Annotated in this window: 16 protein-coding genes; 6 read left to right on the forward strand and 10 right to left on the reverse strand. The window is 47.5% G+C overall.

The features are described from left to right. Window positions 1-520: 520 nt before the first annotated feature. The 6 genes from fre to trxA all read right to left on the reverse strand — a co-directional run bounded on the left by fre (window position 521) and on the right by trxA (window position 6,342). Complete coding sequence (gene fre, locus NL646_RS21725) at window positions 521-1,234, reverse strand: NAD(P)H-flavin reductase (protein ID WP_005459134.1); 714 nt, start codon at window positions 1,232-1,234, stop codon at window positions 521-523. Window positions 1,235-1,248: 14 nt separating this feature from the next. After that, a complete protein-coding gene (locus NL646_RS21730) occupies window positions 1,249-1,518 on the reverse strand; it encodes a 2Fe-2S iron-sulfur cluster-binding protein (protein ID WP_005459133.1) in 270 nt (89 codons plus the stop codon). After that, complete coding sequence (gene ubiD, locus NL646_RS21735; RefSeq protein WP_253664683.1) at window positions 1,515-3,368, reverse strand: 4-hydroxy-3-polyprenylbenzoate decarboxylase; 1,854 nt, start codon at window positions 3,366-3,368, stop codon at window positions 1,515-1,517. The genes NL646_RS21730 and ubiD overlap by 4 nt, the downstream gene beginning before the upstream one ends. A gap of 91 nt (window positions 3,369-3,459) precedes the next feature. Continuing rightward, window positions 3,460-4,452, reverse strand: coding sequence for a hypothetical protein (locus NL646_RS21740; protein ID WP_005480957.1), 993 nt, complete (start codon window positions 4,450-4,452; stop codon window positions 3,460-3,462). Between the two features lie 107 nt (window positions 4,453-4,559). Continuing rightward, a complete protein-coding gene (gene rho, locus NL646_RS21745) occupies window positions 4,560-5,819 on the reverse strand; it encodes a transcription termination factor Rho (RefSeq protein ID WP_005378757.1) in 1,260 nt (419 codons plus the stop codon). 196 nt (window positions 5,820-6,015) lie between these two features. Then, complete coding sequence (gene trxA, locus NL646_RS21750) at window positions 6,016-6,342, reverse strand: thioredoxin TrxA (protein ID WP_005458583.1); 327 nt, start codon at window positions 6,340-6,342, stop codon at window positions 6,016-6,018. A gap of 111 nt (window positions 6,343-6,453) precedes the next feature. On the opposite strand from trxA, the gene rhlB reads away from it, so the two are divergent. Both rhlB and gppA read left to right on the forward strand, forming a co-directional pair. After that, the gene (rhlB, locus tag NL646_RS21755) at window positions 6,454-7,767 is read left to right on the forward strand and encodes an ATP-dependent RNA helicase RhlB (protein ID WP_005458582.1); all 1,314 of its coding nucleotides are present in this window, start codon (window positions 6,454-6,456) and stop codon (window positions 7,765-7,767) included. 19 nt (window positions 7,768-7,786) lie between these two features. After that, on the forward strand, window positions 7,787-9,280 hold the full coding sequence (gene gppA / locus NL646_RS21760) for a guanosine-5'-triphosphate,3'-diphosphate diphosphatase (protein WP_005480964.1): 1,494 nt from the start codon (window positions 7,787-7,789) through the stop codon (window positions 9,278-9,280). Window positions 9,281-9,476: 196 nt separating this feature from the next. Here the strand turns inward: gppA and NL646_RS21765 are convergent, their stop codons facing one another. From NL646_RS21765 to recQ, 3 genes are all read right to left on the reverse strand, one after another. Continuing rightward, a complete protein-coding gene (locus NL646_RS21765; RefSeq protein ID WP_005497391.1) occupies window positions 9,477-10,145 on the reverse strand; it encodes a 7-cyano-7-deazaguanine/7-aminomethyl-7-deazaguanine transporter in 669 nt (222 codons plus the stop codon). Between the two features lie 293 nt (window positions 10,146-10,438). Next, the gene (locus NL646_RS21770; RefSeq protein WP_005458579.1) at window positions 10,439-10,744 is read right to left on the reverse strand and encodes a DUF3630 family protein; all 306 of its coding nucleotides are present in this window, start codon (window positions 10,742-10,744) and stop codon (window positions 10,439-10,441) included. 9 nt (window positions 10,745-10,753) lie between these two features. Then, window positions 10,754-12,589 (reverse strand): ATP-dependent DNA helicase RecQ, encoded by a 1,836-nt coding sequence (gene recQ / locus NL646_RS21775; RefSeq protein WP_005458577.1) that lies wholly within the window; start codon window positions 12,587-12,589, stop codon window positions 10,754-10,756. A gap of 174 nt (window positions 12,590-12,763) precedes the next feature. On the opposite strand from recQ, the gene rarD reads away from it, so the two are divergent. The 4 genes from rarD to ggt all read left to right on the forward strand — a co-directional run bounded on the left by rarD (window position 12,764) and on the right by ggt (window position 17,172). Further along, window positions 12,764-13,678, forward strand: coding sequence for an EamA family transporter RarD (gene rarD / locus NL646_RS21780; RefSeq protein ID WP_253664684.1), 915 nt, complete (start codon window positions 12,764-12,766; stop codon window positions 13,676-13,678). Between the two features lie 74 nt (window positions 13,679-13,752). After that, window positions 13,753-14,550 (forward strand): AraC family transcriptional regulator, encoded by a 798-nt coding sequence (locus tag NL646_RS21785; RefSeq protein ID WP_005458575.1) that lies wholly within the window; start codon window positions 13,753-13,755, stop codon window positions 14,548-14,550. Window positions 14,551-14,641: 91 nt separating this feature from the next. After that, window positions 14,642-15,301, forward strand: a complete 660-nt coding sequence (locus NL646_RS21790) for a LysE family translocator (RefSeq protein WP_005458574.1) — start codon at window positions 14,642-14,644, stop codon at window positions 15,299-15,301. A gap of 110 nt (window positions 15,302-15,411) precedes the next feature. Beyond that, window positions 15,412-17,172, forward strand: coding sequence for a gamma-glutamyltransferase (gene ggt, locus NL646_RS21795; RefSeq protein ID WP_025535659.1), 1,761 nt, complete (start codon window positions 15,412-15,414; stop codon window positions 17,170-17,172). 787 nt (window positions 17,173-17,959) lie between these two features. Here the strand turns inward: ggt and uvrD are convergent. Then, window positions 17,960-20,134: a DNA helicase II gene (gene uvrD, locus NL646_RS21800; RefSeq protein WP_023585906.1), complete on the reverse strand. Its 2,175-nt coding sequence runs from the start codon at window positions 20,132-20,134 to the stop codon at window positions 17,960-17,962. Between the last annotated feature and the right edge of the window lie 106 nt (window positions 20,135-20,240).

The raw sequence follows: 20,240 nt of genomic DNA on the forward strand, positions 1-20,240 counted from the left end.
GGCCTGCCGCCAGCGTTCAATCTGAGCCATGATCAAACTCTTCAATTTAAGATTTTGTTCGGCTCAATGAATACTGAACATTACATAAAGTAATGTTTGAATTGACTGTGCTGAATCCGAAAATTCAATGGTCACTTCGTTTCATTGAAACCTAATTTGATACCGAGGTATCGAATTGGATTATCATCAACGAGTGCCCACACAGATTGATAGGTCTATATTGTTAAAGAGCTTGCTCTGCGAGAAGCTTTTCTCTCAAAGCGGAGGTGCATTCTAGCGAGATAATTGAAAGAGTCAAACACTTTTTTCAATTTATTTTCTCAGAAGCTTTTTACCTCTCCGACCCTGCTGAAGCCTTATCGCGTCTGCCGTGTCGGTGGATGCGCATTATAGGGAGTTGAGTTCCGAGCGCAACCCTTTTTTGAAAAAAAATGGATAAAACTAGCTGTTCGATGACTATTTCATCAAAAAAGCAAAAAAGAGGGTAAAAAACCCTCTTTTTCTGCCTGAAACGCGGAATTTAAATGAATGCGTACGCGTCTGCAAACATGCGTTCACTCTTCGCTTTTTTATTCTGAGTGAATTGCTCACGAGCTGCGCCCGCCATTTCAAAACGACCTGCAATATAGATATCGTAGTTTTCTAGGCTTTCGAAATCATCACTCACGGCTTGTAGTACATTACCGACTTTCCCTTGCCAATCTGCTGGGGCTTCCTCAACAACCGGAACAAAGTGAACATTTGCGTATTTCTGTGCAAGTTCGAGCAATTCGTCTTTCGCATACAGCTGGCAATTATCACGAGCACCCCAGTATAAATAGATAGGGTTGGTTTTATTCTGCGCTACGCAATGATCCAGAATCGAACGTACGTAACTAAAACCTGTACCACCAGCGATCAATAACAGCGGGCGTTCACTGTCTTCTTGTACCCACGCATCACCGTGCGGCGCATCGATTTCAATATCATTACCCGTTTCTAACGCGGCTTTCATCGCTTCGACAACTTCGATGGCGTAAGCGTTGTGTTCAGCAGCCCCGATATGAAGTTCTAATTCGCCTTCATGTCGGCAAGGGCTGCTTGCAATCGAGAATGGGCGTTTGTCCTTTTCTCCCATCACAACCATCAGGTATTGGCCAGCTTTAAACGCAACTGGAGACTCAGGGTGCAGTAGAATTTGGTAAGTATTACAAGCTAACGGCTGAATAGACTTTACTTTACATTGGATGGTCATGGTGTTCCTCTCGCTTACTCATCAAAAGTAAGCACTAAATTACTTTCTGTATAGGCTTGGCAAGGGAATATCCAACCTTGCTGCTGCTCTTTATTGGTTAGCATGGGTTCGAGGTGATATGTCACCTCGCCCGATAGCTTTTTACACATGCACATGGCACAAGCGCCAACTTGGCAACGATGTGGGAAGCGAATATTGTTGTTGAGCGCGGCTTCCAACACCGTTTCCCCTTCTTTAACCTCAAATGTTACGTCTATAGGCAGAAGGTGGACTTGATGACTCATAGAATACCTAACTGGTCCCAAATCTCATCGACTTTAGCCACAAGTTTAGGATCTTTTTTAATTGGCGTACCCCACTCACGCGTGACTTCAGATTCGAACTTGTTAGTCGCATCCAGTCCGAGTTTGGACGAACGTTCTGCCTTACCTGATACTTGAGTGGTATCTCTATCCGGATCCATACGAGTGGTCACCGCCCAAATGATGTCATTCCAATCTCGCGCATTGACGTCCTCATCACACAAGATAACGAACTTGTTGTCGGTGTACTGCGCGAAGAAGTCCCACAGGTATTCCATTAATACTTGAGATTGGCCCGCTTGGTCTTTCTTCATCGTAACGACGGCAAAACGATTATTGGTTGTTGGTGGTAGATAGATATCAATAATCTCTGGACGCTGTTGTTTCAGTGATTCCAAATCGGCTTCTGTTATTACTTTACTGTCTTGCTTACTGATTTGGGGACGTGTTGCAAGTTCCGCATCCCATTTGATGGTCGCATCTAGTCCCATTTTGGAACCTAACCCCACCACTGGCGACGCAAAGTCGAGAGAATCGATTGGCGTGTTGTCTATCACCAAGGTATCGCGCACTGGATCCATATGTTCGGTCATCGCTTTGACGACGTCATTCCAGTCGCGCGCATTTACCGACTCATCACACACAATCACAAACTTGGTGTACATGAACTGACGCAAGAAGGACCACACTCCCATCATCACGCGCTTCGCATGACCTGGGTATTGCTTCTTCATAGTTACAACGGCCATGCGATACGAACAACCTTCTGGCGGTAGGTAGAAGTCTTCAATCTCAGGGAATTGCTTTTGCAGAATTGGCACGAATACTTCATTCAGTGCCACGCCTAATACCGCTGGCTCATCTGGCGGACGACCAGTATAGGTACTGTGATAAATTGGGTCTTTACGCATGGTGATGTGCGTAATGGTAAAGACGTGATGCTTTTCTTTTTCGTTATAGTAGCCAGTGTGATCGCCGTAAGGGCCTTCATCGGCAAACTCGTTCGGGTCGATGTACCCTTCCATGACGATTTCAGCACTTGCTGGGACTTCCAAATCGTTACTGATGGATTTGACCACTTCGGTTTTACTGCCACGCAGCAAACCAGCAAAGGCATATTCTGATAACGTATCCGGCACTGGCGTCACCGCACCAAGGATAGTGGCAGGGTCGGCACCAAACGCCACGGAAACTGGGAACGGCTTACCCGGGTTGGTTTCCATCCAGTCACGCAAATCTAACGCGCCACCACGGTGAGCTAGCCAACGCATGATGATTTTGTTTTTGGCGATTTTTTGTTGGCGGTAGATACCGAGGTTCTGACGTTTTTTATTCGGCCCTTTGGTAACCGTCAAACCCCACGTTAATAGTGGTGCTACGTCTTCCGCCCAGCAACTCATCACCGGAATTTTATCCAAATCGACTTCGTCACCTTGCCACACAATGTCTTGGCATGGTGCTTTACGCAGTCGCTTGGCTGGCATATTCAACACTTGTTTGAATACTGGCAGTTTTTCCAATGCGTCTTTGAAGCCTTTTGGTGGCTCAGGTTCTTTTAAATAAGCCAGCAGTTTGCCGACTTCGCGTAATTCTTTTACGTCTTCACGCCCCATACCTATCGCAACGCGCTCTGGCGTACCAAACAGGTTGGTCAGAACAGGAACGTTGTAGCCGATTGGATTTTCAAACAACAGCGCAGGGCCACCAGCACGTAAGGTGCGGTCGCTGATCTCTGTCATTTCGTAAGCGGGATCGACAGGGTGAGTAATGCGTTTAAGTCGACCTTTCTGTTCTAGATGGTCGATTAATTCGCGTAAATCCTTAAAACTCATAGGCCTTCATGCTGGCTGATTAAACTGTCCGCAGTATAACAAATAGGAGGACGCTAAGATCCTCCTATTTTGTGTGGGTATGTGAGCAGGGTTACTTTAGTACTTGCTCGATCTGACGAGCCTTGACTTGGCGGTTACTTGAAATTAATTCTTCAAGCCATGTTTGGTGGCCTTGTTGAGCCAGTTGACGAGCGACCAGTGTCGCTTCTTCAGATAATGCCATTTTCGCAATAAGAAACTGTTTCACTTCCGGCGATAATGGATTGGATTTGGTGAGTAAGCGAATCGCGTGAGGTTTGAGGCTTGGGTTGATCGTGGCATTCATCAACTGCTGCAAAGAGAAAGCATCTCCTGTATCAGCTAAGCGCTTGAGTTCCTGTTGGCTATTGTAATCGGCGCGCATTCGCCATAGTAAATCGTACATGGCTTTGTCTTGGCTGACTTGCGCCATACGAACGACCACTGCTGTGGACGGTAGCCAACTGGTGACATTCGCTTGAGTTAACTGCGTCGTTAAGGCTTTTAACGCACTTGGCGATAAGCTATCTAGCTCACGAATGAGCAAGGATTCTCTCGTCTGAATTTGTTGAGACGTCCCCGTTAACCACTGTTGCAGGTTTAACTCTTTTCGTTCAGCTTGCAGCACAAAATCTAACGTGCTTTGGTCTTGTTTCCAACGCTTAATTAAACGACTCGCAATCGCTGGGTAATTGAATGCGGGTACACTGAATTCATAGCCATCGCCTCGCTCCAACATTTGATACGTGGGTGTCAAACGAACTTGCGATTCCACGAACAGTGCCATGCGCGGGGTAAGTATGATGTTTTGCTGTTCTAATTTTTCCAACAGGCGAAAACGCACCACTTCTTGCTGAGGAAAAGCGAGCCGATCGAGGGAAAATTTAAGCGAATCAACCTCATCTCTGACCACGTACTCAAGGAGTTCAGAAACTTTGGTTTGAATTTGAGTATCCTGAAGCCACTGTTCTACCACAGACTCCTGCATTTCCTTCGCAGAAACGGCCACGGGTAGAGTGAGCAGTGACAAGCTCAGGAGTAATGACGACAACATTCCTTGTTGCATGTTAACCTCCCGATAACATTTGTTCTCATTCTGCTGCTTCTATTGATAGAAAGCAATAAAAAAGCCACCATTTTTGTGGTGGCTTTTTCAAAATAAGAACTCAGTTATTACTGACGACGCATCGCATCGAAGAACTCATCATTCGTCTTCGTCATTGCTAGCTTATCGATTAGGAATTCCATTGCGTCGATTTCGCCCATTGGGTGAACGATCTTACGCAGAATCCACATCTTCTGTAGTTCGTCAGTCTTCGTCAGTAGCTCTTCACGACGTGTACCAGAGCGGTTGAAGTCAATCGCAGGGAATACACGCTTCTCAGCAATCTTACGGTTCAAGTGCAGTTCCATGTTACCTGTACCCTTGAACTCTTCGTAGATAACTTCATCCATCTTAGAACCAGTATCTACTAGTGCCGTTGCGATGATAGTTAGGCTGCCGCCTTCTTCTACGTTACGTGCCGCACCGAAGAAACGCTTAGGACGGTGCAATGCGTTTGCATCCACACCACCTGTTAGTACTTTACCTGATGAAGGCACTACGGTGTTGTAAGCACGAGCTAGACGAGTGATAGAGTCAAGCAGGATAACCACGTCTTTCTTGTGTTCAACAAGACGTTTTGCTTTCTCGATTACCATTTCTGCCACTTGTACGTGACGAGATGCTGGCTCATCGAACGTTGACGCTACTACTTCACCTTTAACTAGACGCTGCATCTCTGTTACTTCTTCTGGACGTTCGTCGATAAGAAGTACCATCAACTCACACTCTGGATGGTTGTATGCGATGCTTTGAGCGATATTTTGCAGAAGCATTGTCTTACCCGCTTTTGGCGGAGCAACAATCAGACCACGTTGACCCTTACCGATAGGCGATGCCAAGTCTAAAACACGTGCTGTGATGTCTTCTGTAGAACCGTTACCACGCTCCATTACCATGCGTTCATTCGCATGCAGAGGGGTAAGGTTTTCAAATAGGATCTTGTTACGAGCGTTGTCTGGTTTGTCGTCGTTAACTGTATTGACTTTTAGAAGGGCAAAGTAGCGTTCACCGTCTTTTGGTGGGCGAATTTTACCAGCAATTGAGTCACCAGTACGTAGGTTAAAACGACGAATCTGACTTGGTGATACGTAGATGTCGTCCGGACCAGCAAGGTACGAACTGTCTGCACTGCGTAGGAAACCAAAGCCGTCTTGCAGAATTTCCAGAACCCCATCGCCAAAGATGTCTTCGCCGCCTTTAGCGTGCGCTTTTAAAATCGCGAAGATGATGTCTTGTTTTCTTAAGCGAGCTAGGTTCTCTAGTCCTAAGCTTTCGCCCAGTTTTACAAGGTCAGACACAGGTCTGTTCTTCAGTTCGGTAAGGTTCATGGTGGTGGATTCTTGTTTAGTCAAAATAAGATCTGTTTTCTAGTTAAGATGGATTTGGTCTCAGGATCGACCAAGAAGAGAAATTTGTTCAATTAACGCGCGATAAGTTAGCACTAATTAATATTCTAGTCCAGAGTTAGAAAAACAAAACCGCGCATTGTTACATTGCACGGTTTTATCTGTAATCACTTGGTGATTATAAGTTTGCGTCCAAGAACTCTTTAAGCTGAGTCTTAGACAAAGCACCAACTTTCGTTGCCGCTACGTTGCCGTCTTTGAATAACAGTAGCGTTGGAATACCGCGAATACCAAACTTAGGCGGCGTGCCTGCGTTATGGTCGATGTTTAGTTTACCGATAGTGAGTTTGCCTTCGTACTCTTCAGCGATTTCGTCCAGGATAGGAGCGATCATTTTACAAGGACCACACCATTCTGCCCAAAAATCTACGAGAACTGGGCCTGCAGCATTGATTACATCGTTTTCAAAACCGTCATCAGTTAGCTGCAAAATCTTATCACTCATCTTCCACTCCAATGTGTTTTTCGAAACTGGTTGGATGATAACCAGTAATTAGATGCCCTATTGGAATGTATTTACTTTCGTATTGCAAGCTTTAGCTGATATTCTATAGCCATGAAAAAGACGCATATCACAGAGCAAAAGTTCGCCGATTTGGGTTTACAGCCCCAAGTTACTGAAGGATTGGAAAAAAAAGGGTTCGAATATTGTACCCCTATCCAAGCCTTGGCGTTGCCGGTACTGCTCACCGGCCAAGACATCGCAGGCCAGGCCCAAACGGGCACTGGTAAAACGCTTGCGTTTTTAACTGCAACCTTCAACCACCTACTTACGACACCTGAGCACGAAGGCCGTCAACCAACGCAACCGCGCGCAATTATTATGGCGCCAACGCGTGAGCTAGCGATTCAGATCTTCAACGATGCTGAGCCGCTGATTGCAAGCACAGGTCTAAAAGCCGCATTAGCTTACGGTGGCGAAAGCTACGATAAGCAACTTGCGAAGCTACAAGATGGCGTAGACATTCTTATCGGCACGACTGGCCGTATCATCGATTTCTACAAACAGCGCGTTTTCAATCTAAACAACATTCAAGCAGTTGTGTTAGATGAAGCCGACCGCATGTTCGATCTTGGCTTTATTAAAGACATTCGTTTCTTGTTCCGTCGTATGCCTGAGCCAAAAGAGCGTTTGAACATGTTGTTCTCTGCGACTTTGTCTTACCGCGTGCAAGAGTTGGCTTTCGAGCATATGCACAATCCTGAGCATGTTGTGGTTGAGCCAGCACAAAAAACCGGTCACCGTATCCAAGAAGAGCTGTTCTACCCATCTAATGAAGACAAGATGGCTCTACTTCAAACTCTGATTGAAGAAGAATGGCCAGATCGCGCAATCGTGTTTGCGAACACCAAACATAAATGTGAGTCAGTTTGGGGCCACTTGGCGGCAGATGGTCACCGCGTTGGCCTACTAACAGGTGATGTTCCACAGAAGAAACGTGAAAAGATTCTTGAGCAATTTACTAAAGGTGATGTCGACATTCTTGTTGCGACTGACGTTGCAGCCCGTGGGCTACACATTCCTCAAGTAACGCACGTATTCAACTATGACCTGCCTGACGACTGTGAAGATTACGTACACCGCATTGGTCGTACGGGTCGTGCGGGCGCGAGCGGTCACTCAATCAGCTTTGCGTGTGAAGAATACGCAATCAACTTGCCTGCGATTGAAGAATACATCGAACACACCATTCCTGTGTCGGAATACGATGCATCAGCTCTGATTCAAGATCTGCCTGCGCCAATCCGCATGCGTGCGCCGCGCGTTCAGCAACGCCGCACCAACACCGGTGGTACTCGCTCTGGTAACCGTAAGCCTCAAGGACGTCGTCCTCGTCAGCCACGTCAATCAGCGCCGAAACAATCATAAAAGGAAACTGAAGTCGTTTATGAGTCAAGCAGGATCATCACCGCTATACGCAGCCATCGACCTCGGGTCGAACAGTTTTCACATGCTCGTTGTGCGTCACATCGATGGCAGCGTTCAAACAATGGCTAAAATTAAGCGCAAAGTTCGTCTAGCGGCGGGCTTAGATGAACATAATTCTCTTAGTATGGAAGCTATGCAGCGAGGATGGGACTGCTTAAGTCTATTTGCGGAACGCTTGCAGGATATTCCTACACAAAACATTCGCATTGTCGGCACAGCGACTTTACGTACTGCCACCAATGTGGATGTATTTCTAGAGAAAGCGAACCAGATTCTGGGGCAGCCAATCGAAGTCATCTCTGGTGAAGAAGAAGCAGCCACTATCTATAAAGGTGTTGCCCACACGTCAGGTGGTAGTGGTCGTCGCCTTGTGGTTGATATTGGTGGCGCGAGCACTGAGCTGATTATTGGCGAAGGTTTTGAAGCGAAAGCCCTCACCAGCCTAAAAATGGGCTGCGTGACATGGTTGGAGAACTTCTTTAAAGATCGCCAACTGAATGCCCGTAACTTCGAAGCTGCGATTGAAGGCGCAAAGCAAACCATCAAGCCAATCTTAGAACAGTACACCGATCTTGGTTGGGATGTGTGCGTAGGTGCATCTGGTACCGTTCAGGCGCTACAAGAAATCATGCTGGCGCAGGGTATGGACGAAGTAATTACTCACTCCAAACTTAAGCGTTTACAAAAGCAAGCCATGCTAGCCGATCATTTGGAAGAGCTCGACATCGAAGGTTTAACGCTTGAGCGTGCCTTGGTCTTCCCTAGCGGCCTGTCTATTCTTATCGCGATTTTCGAGTTACTTGAAATCGATGCGATGACACTCGCGGGCGGCGCACTGCGTGAAGGCTTGGTTTATGAAATGGTCGACGAGCTGCGTCAAAATGACATTCGTGCTCGCACCATTTGTAGCGTGCAAAGCCGTTATCAGCTTGATTGCCAATATGGTGAACAAGTGGCAACGCTGGCTGGTAAGCTTTTAGAGCAAGCCGGTGGCGATGAGTGGATTGCTGAGCCTCAAGGTAAAGTTCTGCTCGAAACCACAGCAAAATTGCACGAAATTGGCCTAACCATCGACTTTAAAAAAGGCGGTGAACATAGTGCTTACTTACTGCAAAACCTCGATTTGCCAGGCTATACGCGTGCGCAGAAGTTCTTTATTGGTGAAATTGCACGCCGTTACCGCGAGCAGCTAAGCTCACTACCAGAGCAACATGCTATATCTGGAACAAGTGCCAAACGCGTGCTGCGCTTGCTGCGTCTTGCGGTTCTACTGACCCACCGCCGCAACCCAAGCTTAGAACCACAAGTCGAGCTATTGGCTGAAGGTGATAAACTGACGTTGAGCATTGATGCGAAATGGCTAGAAGCTAACCCGCTTACGGCTGCTGAGTTAGAAATAGAATCGAACCGTCAAACAGACATTGGTTGGCCATTAACGATTACCGCTTGCTAATGATTGTTATCGAGTAAAAAGGCTCCTTATGGAGCCTTTTTGTTATTTGGCATTCTAATGCACAGTGCTTGGAGCTTTAGAACACCCATGATCTTATTGCTTCTTGTGCTGTACAACGAGACTTGTACCCGTCCTTCAAATACAAAAAAGCCGCTGGATTCAGCGGCTTTTTGTTATTCACATTCAATCAGCGAGATTACGCAGCCGTACTCACTTTGAAGTCTGGGTTTACTGCGGTTAGCTTCTTAATCAGATAATTCAGTAATACACCGTACATTGGGACAAACAAGCCAAGACTGATCACCAACTTGAAGCCGTAATCCACCAGTGCGATTTCCGTCCAATGCTCAGCCATAAATGGATCTGGACTTTGGTAGAATGCAATCGCAAAGAACGCGATGGTATCTAGCGCATTACCAAAGAGTGTCGAACACGTTGGTGCTACCCACCACTGCTTCATTTGGCGTAGACGGTTGAACACATGCACATCCATGATCTGACCAAGTAAGTAAGCCATGAAACTCGCAATCGCAATACGTGCGACAAACAGGTTAAATTCCCCTAGATGACTAAATCCTTGGAACTGACCTTCAAAGAACACAACCGACAGGAAATAAGACACCGCTAACGCAGGCAACATCACTAAGAAGATGATCTTACGCGCTAACTGAGCACCAAAAATACGAACGGTTAAGTCTGTCGCTAGGAAGATAAATGGGAAGGTGAATGCGCCCCAAGTGGTGTGCAGACCGAAGATAGTAAACGGTAGCTGAACCAGATAATTGCTGGATGCAATAATGACTAGATGGAATAAAACCAGATAAATAAGGGCGTTGCGCTGCTGCGCAGGGGTAAAGTTACTCATGCGATACCTTTTTAGTTTGGTTTGGGGGCGAGGGAACCCAAATCGAGCATTTTCATTAACGAAAACGACTCTTACCAACAATGTAAAACGAAAATTCAAATCGGCTTCACTCATTCCAAGCGAAGCGGTGGGCGATTATACATTAACCAATTGCGCTCGCAAGCGGTGCTTTTTACGCAAACGTTTATCCGATAATTTCACCTTTACACCAAAGAATTGAGCGAAAAACGAAAAAGGGTGTTTCATGTGAAACACCCTATAAGGAAATGATTTAAAGAGTTGATAAGTTGAGTTTAGAAGCCGCGTTGAAATAATCCAGCAAGATAATCGAGCTCTTCCCTGCTCTCTTCAATGTTCAGCGCTTCAAACCAAATCGCTTCACTGTAATGCTCCGCTTTCATAAATAAGCGGCAACCTTCAAAGTCGATCAGCCAAGAGTGGATATCCGCATCCCACTGTTTTTCGATTACCGTCGCAGAGAGTAAACCCACCAAACGCTCACCTAACGCCGGAAAGGTGTCTAAATCAAATCTTGGGGCTGCAATCAGCAAACGACCTTCTTCGGCAATGTATTCTGTTAGGCCAAATTCCTTCTGCATTTCGGTTCCTTATCCGTGGTGAGTGATGTGTTCTTGAATCAGATCCAAGAATGGATCGGCATATTTTTCTAATTTACGTTGACCTACCCCGCTCACCGCCAGCATTTCGCCATACGACGTCGGCAGAATCTCCGCCATATCAATCAAGGTCGCATCACTAAATACAACGTATGGTGGTAAGCCATCTTCATCGGCAATCGACTTACGCAGCTTGCGTAATTTCGCAAACAGCTTCTTATCGTAGTTTTTGCTGGTCAGTTTGTCCGACTTCGCAGCGCGTGCTGCGGTATCCAAACGAGGAACCGCTAGCTCGAGTGACACATCCCCGCGCAATAATGGTCGAGCTTCCTCGGTCAATTGCAACGTCGAGTTTCGGGTGATGTTTTGAAACAACAGTCCTTTGTGGATTAACTGGCGGAAGATACTCACCCAGTAATCATGGCTGTGATCGCGGCCAATGCCGTATGTAGAGATCTTATCGTGGCCATGTTCACGCACGCGGATATTTTGCATACCACGCAGCACCTCAACCACATACGTCATACCAAAGCTTTGGTTAACGCGGTAAACACACGACAACGCTTTTCGCGCTTCTTCTGTCGCATCAAAATGTTTGGGTGGATCGAGGCAGATATCACAGTTACCACAAGGCTTCTCGCGGTATTCACCAAAGTAGTTGAGCAGAACCTGACGACGACAGGTTTGCGCTTCTGCAAAGGCACTCATCGCATTAAGTTTATGGCTTTCTACTTGCTTTTGCGGTCCATCGTCTTTTTCATCCAGCATGCGGCGTAGCCAACTGATGTCTGCAGGGTCGTACAACATCATCGCTTCAGCAGGCAAACCATCTCGCCCTGCTCGTCCCGTTTCTTGGTAGTAGGATTCAATATTGCGCGGAATATCAAAGTGCACTACAAAACGGACGTTCGGCTTGTTGATGCCCATACCAAAGGCAACCGTCGCGACCACGATTTGAATGTCATCACGCTGAAACGCCTCTTGAACGTAAGCACGCTCATCAGCGTCCATCCCTGCATGATAGCCCGCCGCACGGATGTGGTTGTTGCACAGCTTCTCCGTCACCATTTCGACTTTCTTACGGCTACCACAATAAATAATGCCGCAATTGCCCTTTTGGGTGTCGAGATAACGAATGATCTGAGAAATCGGCTTGTGCTTCTCGACCAGGTTGTAGCGGATATTCGGACGGTCAAAACTGCCTAAGTGGACATGAGGTTCATGCAAACGTAAGCGTTCAAGAATGTCGCGACGTGTAGCGTCATCCGCAGTGGCGGTGAGCGCCATAAATGGCACATGCGAAAAATGCTGCTTTAACTGACCCAGCGCGGCGTATTCGGGACGGAAATCGTGTCCCCACTGCGAGATACAGTGCGCTTCATCCACCGCAATCATCGCCAAAGGCAGATTTTCGAGTCGCTCGATGAAGTCACGCATTAACACGCGTTCTGGTGAGACGTAAACCAATTTGAGTTGACCGCTGTGCATGCGGTTATACACACTCAGCAGCTCTTCACGACTCATGGTGGAGTTCACACACTCTGCCGCAACGCCGTTAGCCTTGAGCTGATCGACCTGGTCTTTCATCAAAGAAATCAGCGGCGAAATCACCAAGGTGATGCCACTACGAACCAACGCAGGTATCTGATAGCAAAGAGATTTACCACCACCTGTCGGCATGATCACCAGACTGTCTTTGCCCTCGACCGCCGATTCGATGACCTCTTGCTGGCCATCACGAAACGTTTGATAACCGAAAACTTCCTCCAACACACGTTGAGGCGTTACCGGTGAGTCTGATTGTTCGGCTAACAAAGTTGAGGTCATGAAAAATCTCAGATTGGGTGATGTAGAAATGCTTTTGCATGCCACCAGCACACAAAGTGAGGGCACATTGTAATGGGGTTTCATGGCGAATAAAACCGCAAATTGTTAGGTGTTTCACACCACGGCTCGTATACTGATTTTCTGCTCTATAAACACACAATTAGGTGACACTTCATGACACCAGAAGAACAACAGCGCGCGCGGCAAGGTGTCCTGCTTGCGGTTGGCGCGTACACGATGTGGGGCATTGCGCCCATGTACTTTAAATCGATAGCACAAGTGACTCCTCTCGAGATCCTAAGCCACCGAGTGATTTGGTCTTTCTTTTTGCTTGCCGCACTTCTTCATTTTGGCCGTCACTGGCGCTCGGTTTATCACATCGCCACAGATAAAAAGAAAATCGCGTATTTGCTTTCCAGTTCGGTATTGATTGGTGGCAACTGGTTGATCTTCATTTGGGCGGTTAACTCCAATCACATGCTGGATGCCAGCTTAGGCTATTACATCAACCCGCTGATTAACGTGTTGCTCGGTATGGTGTTCTTGGGCGAACGGCTACGTAAGCTGCAATGGTTTGCTGTGGTATTGGCTGGATGCGGCGTTTTGGTGCAGTTGATCGCCTTTGGTTCGGTGCCAATTGTAGCGATGGCGTTGGCGATGAGCTTCGGTTTTTACGGTTTGCTACGTAAGAAAGTCGCGGTGGATGCTCAAACGGGTTTGTTTGTCGAAACGCTAATCTTATTACCAGCTGCAGCCGTTTATCTTCTGTTTATTGCCAGCTCACCAACGGCAAACATGATTGAAAACACATGGCAGCTCAATACGTTGTTGATTGCAGCCGGAGTGGTGACGACCTTGCCATTGCTGTGCTTCACTGGTGCCGCGACTCGCCTCAAATTATCAACGCTTGGCTTTTTCCAGTACATCGGTCCTAGCCTGATGTTCTTGCTTGCAGTGTTAATTTACGGCGAGACCTTCACGATGGATAAAGCGATTACGTTCGCCTTTATTTGGGGAGCCCTTGTGGTATTTAGCTTCGATGGGCTGCGCAACAATCGCCGTTCACGCCGAGCCATTCAGTCACAGTGATCTTTTTTTACAAGACAAGCTAACAATTGATGGATAAGCTTGGTCATTATGTGACCAAGCTTTTTTTGTATGTAATGGAACAGATTCAATACTACGCGACCGACCATGACCAACTGAGTCTGATCGAGGCGAAATACCAAAAGTTTGCCTTTCAAAGGCACTATCATTTGGATTTTCACCTCGGCTTGATCACGCACGGTGAGCAGAAGTTTCATTATCAAGGCTCTCATCACCAAGTCGGTCATGGGCAAATCGTTATTATGCCGCCCGATGAACTGCACGACGGCCAATCTAAGCTTGCCAGTGGCTATCAAGTGAATGTTTTTTCGATCGAACCACACTTACTTAGCGATCTGGCAGATCTTAAGCAAAATGGTCAAATTATCCGCTTTAATGAGTTGATCATCTCCGATCCACAGATATTTTCACAACTTAGTAACTTACATGCTCTGTTGAGACGCGAAAATCTCAGTCAGTTAACCAAAGATTGTCTGCCTTTTGAGGGATTTAACCAACTTTTTGATCGCTACGGATCGCTGGCAAGGCAAAAAGTCATTCCATTAGGTAAGCAATCTCTCAACACCTTAAAAGATTACTTAATGGCGAACCTCGACCAATCGGTACGGCTGGAGTCTCTTTCTGAGCTTTGCCAGTTAAGCCCGACTCAATTTCAACGCCATTTCAAAGCGCAAACCGGCATGACACCGTATGCGTGGTTTGCCCGTTTACGACTCGAGCAAGGGATGAAGCTACTACAAGCAGGACAATGCGGTACTGAAGTCGCGCATCAAATTGGTTTTTACGATCAGGCACATTTCAGCAAAGCCTTTAAGCAGACTTATGGCGTCTCTCCGTCTCAAGTCACTCGATAACAGCACGCTCATCTTAGGCTGTCAGTTTTTTACAAGCGCATGCCACAACAAGCCTCCACAATAGCTGCATTGGTAATCTTTGAGATGTGTTATGAATGAATCCACTATCCTGCTGACATTGGCCAGCATTCACTTTATTGCCTTAATGAGCCCAGGCCCCGACTTCGCATTAGTGGTGCAAAATGCCACGCGTCATGGTCGCCAGACGGGCTTATACATCGCTCTTGGCTTATCCGTTGGTATTTTGCTGCACTCATTGTTCAGCCTGACTGGTGTGAGCTACCTTGTGCATCAACATCCTTTGCTGTATTCGGTATTACAACTGCTAGGTGGCAGTTACCTACTTTACCTCGGTGTTGGGGCCCTGCGCGGCGTGATCGCTACGATCAAAAACCCGCAAACGGATCAACAAAATAAAACAAACAGCTTCGTGATCAGCAACAAGCGTCAGGCTTTTGCCAAAGGTTTTGCAACCAACATTCTCAACCCCAAAGCACTGGTTTTCTTCATCAGCTTGATGTCGAGCTTGGTGCCAGCCGGAATGTCAGTCTCAGGCAAAAGCATCGCGTTAGTTATCCTGTTCAGCTTGTCTCTGGTTTGGTTTTCTAGCTTGGCGTGGATGCTCTCAACGCAACGTTTACAACGTCGATTACAACAGGCAGGCATCTACATCGATGGCATCTGTGGTGTGGTGTTTACCCTCGTTGGCGGCAGTATCTTGGTGCAAACCATCAGCACATTAATCGGTTAACTCTCTGATTTAAAAGCGTCGCACACCCGACATTTATTAAAACGCTGACTCGACGATCTTCTCCATGACTGCCAAGCTGAACAATCAAACTGGCAACATGGAGAGTCATCATGCAATGGACATTCAACCGACTCGTGTCTACGGGTCTTTTTCTTAGCGCCTCTATCACCCACACCGCGTTTGCAAACCAAGCCACCGATGCGATTGCCCCAGAGCAGAGTACTGGGCTTGAGCACAAACAACTGGTCAAAGCCAAAGACTATATGGTGACAGCAGCGAACCCAATCGCCACCCAAGCTGGTGCTGATGTACTGGAGCAAGGCGGCAATGCCATCGATGCTATGGTGGCGGTACAACTGATGCTTGGCTTAGTCGAACCACAGTCTTCCGGTATTGGTGGCGGCGCATTTTTGGTGTATTGGGATGGCGAACAACAAAAGCTCACCACTTATGATGGTCGAGAAACTGCGCCCCTCGCCGCAACCCCAACACTGTTTTTGGACGACCAAGGCCAGCCGCTGCAATTTTATGATGCCGTTGTAGGCGGACGATCTGTCGCGACGCCGGGCACCGTCAAACTGTTGTGGGATACCCACCAAAAATACGGCAAGCTGGAATGGAAAAAGATCATTCAGCCAGTGATCAACTTGGCTGAGGAAGGTTTTGCCGTCAGTCCTCGTCTCGCCAGTTTGATTGCCAACGACGCCGAGCGTTTATCACGTTTTCCGACCACAAAAGCGTATTTCTTTAACGCCGATGGCTCACCAAAAGCCGAAGGCACACGATTAAAAAATCCAGAATACGCGCAAACCTTGCAAGCCATCGCCAAGCAAGGTGCTCAAGCCTTCTATCAAGGTGATATTGCCAAAGACATTATCGCAACCGTGCAAACTGCAGTGGGTAACCCGGGCGTATTGGCACAACAAGATTTTGATACTTACCGCATCAAACAGAGAGAGCCTGTTTGCGCGGCTTATCAAAGCTACGACATCTGCGGCATGGGGCCACCAAGCTCAGGCGCGCTAACTGTCGGGCAGATCTTGGCTATCACCGAGCAATATGATCTCAAAGGCTGGGGACCAGACAGCGCCAAATCTTGGCAGGTCATTGCGGACGCATCAGGTCTCGCGTTTGCTGATCGCGGTAAGTACATGGCCGATCAAGACTATGTACCCATGCCAACCGAAGGTTTGCTGGACAAAGACTATCTCAAACAACGTGCCGAGCTTATTCAGGTCGGCAAAGCACTGACGAAAGTGGAAGCCGGTAACCCACCGTGGTCACATGCAATGAATCTCAGTATGGATGAATCGATAGAACTTCCTTCCACCAGCCATTTCAACATCGTCGACAAGCAAGGCAATGTGGTTTCAATGACCACCACCATCGAGAACGCTTTTGGCTCGCGCTTAATGGTTCGCGGCTTCCTGCTCAATAACGAGCTAACGGACTTTTCTTTCCGCACTCATCAAAATGGCGTGCCAATCGCCAACCGATTAGAACCGGGCAAACGTCCGCGCTCCTCCATGGCACCGACCATCATCATGAAAGATAATCAACCATACATGGCAATTGGTTCTCCGGGTGGCAGTCGCATTATCGGCTACGTGGCACAAGCCATCATTGCTCATACTCAATGGGACATGGACATTCAGCAAGCGATCAACCAACCAAGAGTGTTAAACCGTTTTGGCACTGTCGACCTCGAGCAAGATAGCGCAGCAACTCAGTTGCAACCGGCACTCGAAAAGATGGGCTTTAAGACCGAAATTCGCGATTTAAATTCCGGTTTACACGCCATTCGCATCACTGAAAATGGCTTAGAAGGTGCTGCCGATCCGCGTCGAGAAGGTGCAGCCATCGGAAAATAGTAGCCTTTCGCTCAACCCTTTGTGCGAGATCTCTCACAAAGGGTTGGGTAAAACTCTCTTTTTTAGCAGTAAAAGCACCCCAAACAACTCATAAGCTATTGAATAATATAAATACGTGCAGTTTTTAAACGTTTGCGGAATAAAAAAATGTGAACTTGCACCGTTGTTGGATAGCGCCAAAAACGTAATATTAAACCTGTCGGAAGGATGCTGACACGGAACAGGAAACACCACGGATTTGGTGAACTTCAGGAAGAAGAAACGGTTATTCAGGATGAATAGTCGGGCATGGAATGCAAAACTGGACATTGAACGGAATCAATAGCGACTAGGATGGTTGCTACTAAGGACGGGAAATGGACACCTCTGGACGAGGCAAGGACTGAACATCAGGATGATGTCATGGACACCGCTCAGGGAACAAGTGATGAGAGCTGACGAGGATAGTTAGCAGACCAGGATAAGGTCATCAAGGACACCGCTAGGAAGGCGACGAAAGGATTAAGCTGAAGGAATACAGCACGCTATCAAGGATTCGATGCAAGGAGCACTTTTTAGTAGCTGGATTGCTGCGAGTAAGACTATAACCCCGATGGGCGCAAGCCCTCGGGGTTTTTCTTTTCTGCCATTTCCGCCCGACCTGCCAAGCACAGTTGTCCCCATCTCAAACTCAAACTCAAACTCAAACTCAAATAAGGTACTTTGTAGGCTCCAGATACAACAAGAGCCGCCGAAGCAGCCCTTGAGTTAGTTTGCGAACAATGCAAGCTAGCTTTCGATAAAAACCTTACAGTTTCTCTAGTCTAGCGTAAGCAGTCACTAACCATTTAATGCCTTCACCATTGAACGCGATTTGAACGCGACTCTGTGGACCGCTGCCTTCAAAGTTAATGATGGTGCCTTCGCCAAACTTTGGATGCATTACGCGTGAACCAAGTGAAAAGCCCGTCTCGTTGAAGTTCTCTTTCACCGCAGTTTGGCTAAAGCGACCACTACTTGCAGGTCGGCTGACTTGCGCTTTCATCCGCACTTCGTCCAGGCACGTTTCCGGCAACTCACGAATAAAACGCGATGGCTTATGGTACTTATCTTGACCATACAAACGGCGCATTTCCGCATAAGTGATGTAGAGTTTTTGCATCGCGCGCGTCATACCGACGTAGCACAGGCGGCGCTCTTCCTCTAAACGCCCAGCCTCTTCCGCCGACATCTGGCTTGGGAACATGCCTTCTTCAACGCCCACCATAAACACCAATGGGAATTCCAAGCCTTTTGCACTATGCAGTGTCATCAATTGAACTGCATCTTCAAATTCGTCGGCTTGCCCTTCACCCGCTTCTAGCGCCGCATGCGTCAAGAACGCAGTCAGCAGCGACATCTCTTCTGCTTCTTCTGGCTTCTCGAATTGACGAGTTGCGGTCACCAATTCCTCCAAGTTCTCAATACGAGCCTTAGACTTTTCGCCCTTCTCTTGCTCATACATGGCAAACAAGCCAGAGTACTTGATCACATGGTCTGTTTGCTCGTGCAACGGCATCTCTAACGTGTCATCTTCGAGTGCGGTAATAAGTTCGATAAAGCGACCTAATGCCCCAGCCGCTCGACCCGCGAGCACTTGTTCATCCAACATCGCAACGCTGGCTTCCCACATCGTGCAACCACGATCGCGCGCCGCACGGCGGATGGTTTCTAGTGTCTTGTCACCTAAACCACGAGTTGGCGTATTCACCACACGTTCAAATGCAGCATCGTCATTACGGTTGGCCATCAAACGCATGTAGGCCAGTGCGTCTTTGATTTCCTGACGCTCGAAGAATCGCATACCACCATAAATACGGTATGGTAGACCAGCTTGAATCAACGCTTCTTCCAGTACACGAGACTGGGCGTTGTTGCGGTACAGCATCGCTGCATCATTCAATGCTCCACCTTTGTCTTGCCACTCTTTGATTTTGTTAACCGCAAAACGGGCTTCGTCCAACTCGTTGTAAGCACTGTAAACCGAAATCGGTTCACCAACGACGCCGTCAGTCCACAGCTCTTTACCCATACGCTCGGTGTTATTGGCGATCAAGGTATTGGAAGCTTCCAAAATGGTCTTGGTGGAACGGTAATTCTGCTCTAGGCGAATGGTGGTTACGCTTGGGAATTCACGGGTGAATTTCTCAATGTTTTCGACTTTTGCTCCGCGCCAACCGTAAATCGATTGGTCATCGTCACCCACAATCATCACATGACACTCAGGCCCCGCCATCATGCGTAGCCAAGCGTATTGGATATTGTTGGTGTCTTGGAACTCGTCAACCAGAATGTGTTTAAAGCGTGCCTGGTAGTGCTCTCGGACAAACTTGTTATCGCGCAGTAGCTCATGAGCGCGAAGCAGAATTTCTGCAAAGTCGACCAAACCTGCACGGTCACACGCTTCTTGATAAGCGGTGTATAGCTGCAAGTAGGTTTTGGTCACAGGATCGTGGTAAGCATCGATGTGTGCTGGGCGCAGGCCTTCGTCTTTTTTGCCGTTAATCCACCAAGCCACTTGGCGTGCAGGCCACTGCTTTTCATCCAGATTTTGTGCTTTGATCAGACGCTTCAGTAAACGTTGTTGATCGTCGCTGTCGATGATTTGAAAATCTTCCGGTAGCTTGGCATCAAGATAGTGCGCACGCAAAATGCGGTGACAAATACCGTGAAAGGTACCATTCCACATGCCTGACGCGCTGCCCATCATCAACTCTTCAATACGGCCACGCATCTCCGCCGCCGCTTTGTTGGTAAAGGTTACCGACATAATTGAGAACGGAGACGCTTGTTCTACCGACATCAACCAAGCGATACGGTGAACAAGAACGCGAGTCTTACCACTCCCTGCACCAGCAAGGACGAGCAAGTTTTCTAGAGGTGCTGCAACGGCTTCACGCTGTTTATCGTTCAAACCGTCGAGTAATAGAGATGGATCCATCATGATGAGCTACTGGTTATTTATACATAAAAATAGATTATAACCTAAACAACTAGGGTGTGTTGAGACAAAACTAGATAAAAAGTTCGACGATTTTTTACTCATCCAT

It is taken from the genome of Vibrio sp. Y20_XG_PY13 (assembly GCF_024181925.1).
Classification (GTDB): Bacteria; Pseudomonadota; Gammaproteobacteria; order Enterobacterales; family Vibrionaceae; genus Vibrio; species Vibrio parahaemolyticus.

Coding starts and splice junctions, on each gene's coding strand:
- fre (WP_005459134.1), bottom strand. CDS start 1,234: ATGACCATCCAATGTAAAGTAAAGTCTATTCAGCCGTTAGCTTGTAAT.
- NL646_RS21730 (WP_005459133.1), bottom strand. CDS start 1,518: ATGAGTCATCAAGTCCACCTTCTGCCTATAGACGTAACATTTGAGGTT.
- ubiD (WP_253664683.1), bottom strand. CDS start 3,368: ATGAGTTTTAAGGATTTACGCGAATTAATCGACCATCTAGAACAGAAA.
- NL646_RS21740 (WP_005480957.1), bottom strand. CDS start 4,452: ATGCAACAAGGAATGTTGTCGTCATTACTCCTGAGCTTGTCACTGCTC.
- rho (WP_005378757.1), bottom strand. CDS start 5,819: ATGAACCTTACCGAACTGAAGAACAGACCTGTGTCTGACCTTGTAAAA.
- trxA (WP_005458583.1), bottom strand. CDS start 6,342: ATGAGTGATAAGATTTTGCAGCTAACTGATGACGGTTTTGAAAACGAT.
- rhlB (WP_005458582.1), top strand. CDS start 6,454: ATGAAAAAGACGCATATCACAGAGCAAAAGTTCGCCGATTTGGGTTTA.
- gppA (WP_005480964.1), top strand. CDS start 7,787: ATGAGTCAAGCAGGATCATCACCGCTATACGCAGCCATCGACCTCGGG.
- NL646_RS21765 (WP_005497391.1), bottom strand. CDS start 10,145: ATGAGTAACTTTACCCCTGCGCAGCAGCGCAACGCCCTTATTTATCTG.
- NL646_RS21770 (WP_005458579.1), bottom strand. CDS start 10,744: ATGCAGAAGGAATTTGGCCTAACAGAATACATTGCCGAAGAAGGTCGT.
- recQ (WP_005458577.1), bottom strand. CDS start 12,589: ATGACCTCAACTTTGTTAGCCGAACAATCAGACTCACCGGTAACGCCT.
- rarD (WP_253664684.1), top strand. CDS start 12,764: ATGACACCAGAAGAACAACAGCGCGCGCGGCAAGGTGTCCTGCTTGCG.
- NL646_RS21785 (WP_005458575.1), top strand. CDS start 13,753: ATGGAACAGATTCAATACTACGCGACCGACCATGACCAACTGAGTCTG.
- NL646_RS21790 (WP_005458574.1), top strand. CDS start 14,642: ATGAATGAATCCACTATCCTGCTGACATTGGCCAGCATTCACTTTATT.
- ggt (WP_025535659.1), top strand. CDS start 15,412: ATGCAATGGACATTCAACCGACTCGTGTCTACGGGTCTTTTTCTTAGC.
- uvrD (WP_023585906.1), bottom strand. CDS start 20,134: ATGATGGATCCATCTCTATTACTCGACGGTTTGAACGATAAACAGCGT.